General features: G+C 69.8%; 5 protein-coding genes. 2 read left to right on the forward strand and 3 right to left on the reverse strand.

Going from position 1 to position 3,912, the window contains the following annotated elements:
- On the forward strand, positions 1–617 hold a 617-nt coding region (locus VF697_RS00215; protein ID WP_331091033.1), incomplete at its 5' end, for a hypothetical protein.
- Positions 618–642: 25 nt separating this feature from the next.
- Here VF697_RS00215 and VF697_RS00220 read toward each other — a convergent pair.
- Together VF697_RS00220 and VF697_RS00225 are read right to left on the reverse strand one after the other, a co-directional pair.
- On the reverse strand, positions 643–1,752 hold the full coding sequence (locus VF697_RS00220; protein ID WP_331091035.1) for a DNA alkylation repair protein: 1,110 nt from the start codon (positions 1,750–1,752) through the stop codon (positions 643–645).
- Positions 1,753–1,760: 8 nt separating this feature from the next.
- On the reverse strand, positions 1,761–2,453 hold the full coding sequence (locus tag VF697_RS00225) for a Coq4 family protein (RefSeq protein WP_331091037.1): 693 nt from the start codon (positions 2,451–2,453) through the stop codon (positions 1,761–1,763).
- 100 nt (positions 2,454–2,553) lie between these two features.
- Here VF697_RS00225 and VF697_RS00230 point away from each other — a divergent pair, with 100 nt between their 5' ends.
- Positions 2,554–3,138 carry a TetR/AcrR family transcriptional regulator gene (locus tag VF697_RS00230; protein WP_331091039.1) on the forward strand — a complete coding sequence of 195 codons (585 nt, stop codon included), beginning with the start codon at positions 2,554–2,556 and terminating at the stop codon, positions 3,136–3,138.
- Positions 3,139–3,162: 24 nt separating this feature from the next.
- On the opposite strand, the gene VF697_RS00235 is transcribed toward VF697_RS00230, so the two are convergent.
- A partial coding sequence (locus VF697_RS00235; RefSeq protein WP_331091041.1) for an acyltransferase domain-containing protein occupies positions 3,163–3,912 on the reverse strand: 750 nt, incomplete at its 5' end.

The raw sequence follows: 3,912 nt of genomic DNA on the forward strand, positions 1-3,912 counted from the left end.
ACTCAGCGGAGCCGGTACTGGATGACACGGCGTTGGTGGGCCGATTGCGCTACGTGCTCGCCCATGGGGTGAAGGAGGGACTGGTGGAGAAGAGCGCTGAGTGGCCGGGTCTCACCTGCCTGCCACAATTGCTGGGGTCGGCGAAGCGGCTGTTCCGGTGGTTCAATTGGACGAAGCGTTGGAGCAAGAGGGGCAGTGAGGACACGGAGGGGAAGGGGCGCTTCGCCGAGGAATGGGCCGAGCCAGTGGAGTTGGAGGTGGCGCCCCTGCCGTGCTGGGAAGGATGGGGGGAGGAGGAGAGGCAGCGCGCGGTTCGGGGACTCGTGGAGCAGGTGGAAGCCGAGGCCCGATCTCGGGGCACGCCTGTCTTGGGGGCACGTACCGTGCGGGCGCAGCACCCGCATACCCGGCCCGAGCACCTCAAGCGTAGTCCGCGGCCGTTGGGGCATGCCTCCACGCGCCAGGCGTTGAAGGAATTGCGCGAGCAGTACCGGGCCTTCGTCGCGGCCTTCCGAGAGGCGGCGGCTCGGTGGAGGCGGGGGGATTTCTCGGCCTGCTTTCCTCTCTACTCCTTCCCGCCGCGTGTCGTGCCGGGTCGTGTCGCTCAAATCCTTTGACACCCTCTCTGACACCCTCTCTGGCCTACCCAAGGACAGTGAAGCTCCCCAACTCCACGGGGCGGCCGTTGACGAGCGCCTCGACACGGTGCTCTCCCGCGTAGTGCCTCCGCGTCGTCAGCTCAGCGAACGAGACCGTCTTCTCCAGCATGCCCGACGCGCCCGGCGGGAGGTCGACCGTTCCTCCCTTGAAGACCTTCGGACGCGCCGAGCCATTCGCCTTGATGAAGTGGACGGCGAGGTCGACGACGGCACGCTGGCGTTTGCCCGAGCGGTTGGAGACGGAAAGGGACACGCTGACGGATTCCCCGAGGCGGATCCGCCCGGGCCGGAACGAGGCCGTGACCTCGAGCGAGCTGGCGCCCCGGAAGCCGAGGACGGCGAGGGCTCGCGCATCCCCGCGCTTCACCGCGGAGCGGAGCGCGTGGCGGATGACCCACTGGCGCTCCGGCGTGGCGTCCTGGCTCCAACGCTCGCATGTCTCCACGAGGAGCTCCGGATGGTCCTTGCCTATGTCGTTCAGGTTGTTGGCGACCGAGCGGCGGACGTAGAGCTCCGGGTCATCCTTGAGGAGCTCGAGAAGCTCGAGCACCGGGCGCGGGTCCTCCTGGAAGGCGCGGAGTCGGGAGGCCCAGGGGAGCCGGGGCCGCGTCCCCTCCGACACGAGCCGCCGGACATGGACGTTGGGCTCGCTCGCCCACTGGCGGAGGCACGCGAGCGTCTCGCGGGGATGGCGCTCGAGGAACGGGCGGATGGAGAACTCGGCGGTGAAGCGCTGGGTGAGCGCATGCTGCAGGCGCATCGAGGTCTCGAAGTGGTCGAGCCCATGCTCCGCGACGTACAAGGTGTGCGGGAGGTAGAGGAACACCGCCATGCCCTGGCCCTCCAGCCGCTCCAGCACGGGCCCGAGCGAGCGCTCGAGGATGTCGGCTGCGCGCTCGAAGTCGGAGGGCAGCGCCCGGTGCATGGCGTGCATGATGTGGCGGGCGCGACCCAGGAGCTCGTGAGACTTGAGCCCCTCGGAGGCCTCGGCCACGAAACGCGACTCCGGGAAGGACGGCCAGGCGGCGCGAAGCATGGTGGCGAGGCGCCGCACCACGACCGGGTCGAAGAAGTTCTTGAGGGATTCCGGCACGGGACCCTTTAGTTCATCCGCTCCGCCGGGGCGCACAGCCGCGCGCGCAGCGTGGCCACGGGCGTCTCCCAGTGGTGCTCGAACCAGAAGCCGAGGAACTGCTGGGACGCGCGGCCACGGTGGTACGCGGCCCGTAGCCGCCGCAGGTACTCGGACATCCCGACGCCGGGCTGCCGCTCCTTGAGTCGTTCGAACGTGCCGAACAGCAGGATGAGCACCGCGGTGTGGATCCCCAGGTTGCCCAGGGCATACGCTTGGAGCTCCATCTCGCCCACCACGTCCGTGCCGTAGCCCGTCAGCACGTGCAACAGGTCATGCGTCTCGCGGTAGCGCTTGCCGATGACGTCGATGTCGTCCTTGAGCTCGAGCGTCGTCTCGAAGGGGGAGATCTTGTTGTCGCGGAAGTAGCGCGCGAACGCATGGCCGAGCGTCCCCTCGGGCAGGCGCTCCAGCACGGTCAGGTCCAGCTCCTTGCCCTGCAGGGATGGGCGCTCGGACAGCATGCGGCGCCCCTCCTCGCTGCGCTGAAGCTGCTGGGCGAGCGATGCGTAGACGTTGAGGTCCAGGCAGATGTTGAGCAGCTGGCCGCAGGTGGCATTCGCTGGATCGTTCTTGAGCACCTGCAGGGCCTGGAGCGCCACGCGCAGGCGGGTGAACAGGGAGGCGTTGTCGGGCAGGGACAGGGTCTGGGAGTCGGTCATGAGGGTCGCTCCTATCGCGGCAACGTCGCGGCCTATGTACACAGCCGTGTACATCCTAGACATAACCCAGTCGTCGTCTTAAGTAAACAGCCGTGTACATATGACCGGTCTTCCCGAGCCCAAGAAAGCAACGCGCCAGCGCGATGCCGAGCGCACGCGCACCGCGATCCTCGACGCCGCGCAGACGCTGTTCTCGACGCGAGGCTTCGCCAACACCGGCGTGCGAGAGGTGGCGGACCTCGCCGGGGTGAATTCCGCGCTCGTCGGCCGCTACTTCGGCTCGAAGGAGGGGCTGTTCCGGGCGACGTTGGAGCGGGTGATCGACATCACCCCCATACTGCGCGAAGACCGGCGGCACCGCTTCGGAGTGGACATGGTGGCGGCCCTCTTCGACACGCACGACGCCTCGGGCCCGCTGGCGATGATGATCCTCTCGGCGGCCGACCCCGAGGCGCACGCGGTGAGCGTCGAGTTTCTCCAGACGCGGGTGATCGCGCCGTTGGCCAGGTGGCTGGGACCGCCGGACGGCGAGGGACGTGCGGCGCGGCTCAACATTCTCTGGAGCGGCTTCCTCACCAGTTGGAAGCTGCTGCCCATCCAGCCGCTCACCGGGGCGCGCCTCGCCTCCACCCGCCGCTGGCTGGAGGCCGCGACCCAGGCGATCGTCGACGAAGGCGCGGCCTGAGCTCGGACACCCTCGGGGGGCGACTCAAGCCCGAAGGAGGGGCGCCTCGTCCCGCCTCTCCCGCGCGCCGAGCTCCACCAGGCCGCGCAGCGTGCCCTCCATCTCCTGGAGCGGCTCCTTGCCCCGCCGCATCGAGGCCAGCAGCGTCCCCTGACGCCCCGCCCGCGCCAGGCATGATTCCAGCGAGTGCTTCACGAGCGGGTGCGGGCTGACCTCCAGGAAGACGTCGTGCCCCCTGCCGAGCAACACGTCCACCGCGTCGCGGAACAGCACCGGCTCGGCGAGGTTGCGCACCCAGTAGTCCGCGTCGAACCGCTCCCCGGCCAGCTCCTCGCCCGTCACCGTGGAGACGATGGGCAACTGCTCCGGAGCGGGGCGCAGCTCCCCCAGCAGGCCGCGCAAGTCCTCCCGCAGTGAGTCCACCTTCGGCCAGTGCGCCGCCACCTCCGAGTCGATCCGCCGGGCCGGCACGCCCGCGCGCTTGAGCGCCACCAGCACCCCCTCCAGCACCGGGGGCTCCGCGGCCAGCACCGTCCACTCGGGGCTCGCGTGGATGGCCCGCCAGACCCGGCCCGCGTACTCCGGCAGCGCCTCGAGGACCCGCGCCCAGGGCAGCCCCACCATCGCCATCGCCCCCAGCCCCCGGATGCGCCCGATGGTGCGCCCCTGCTGGCAGATGACCCGCATCGCCTCCTCCTGCGAGAGCACCCCCGCCACGTGCGCCGCCGCCACCTCGCCGATGCTGTGCCCCACCACCGCCGCCGGCTCCACACC

It is taken from the genome of Archangium sp., assembly GCF_036388035.1.
Lineage (GTDB): Bacteria > Myxococcota > Myxococcia > Myxococcales > Myxococcaceae > Archangium.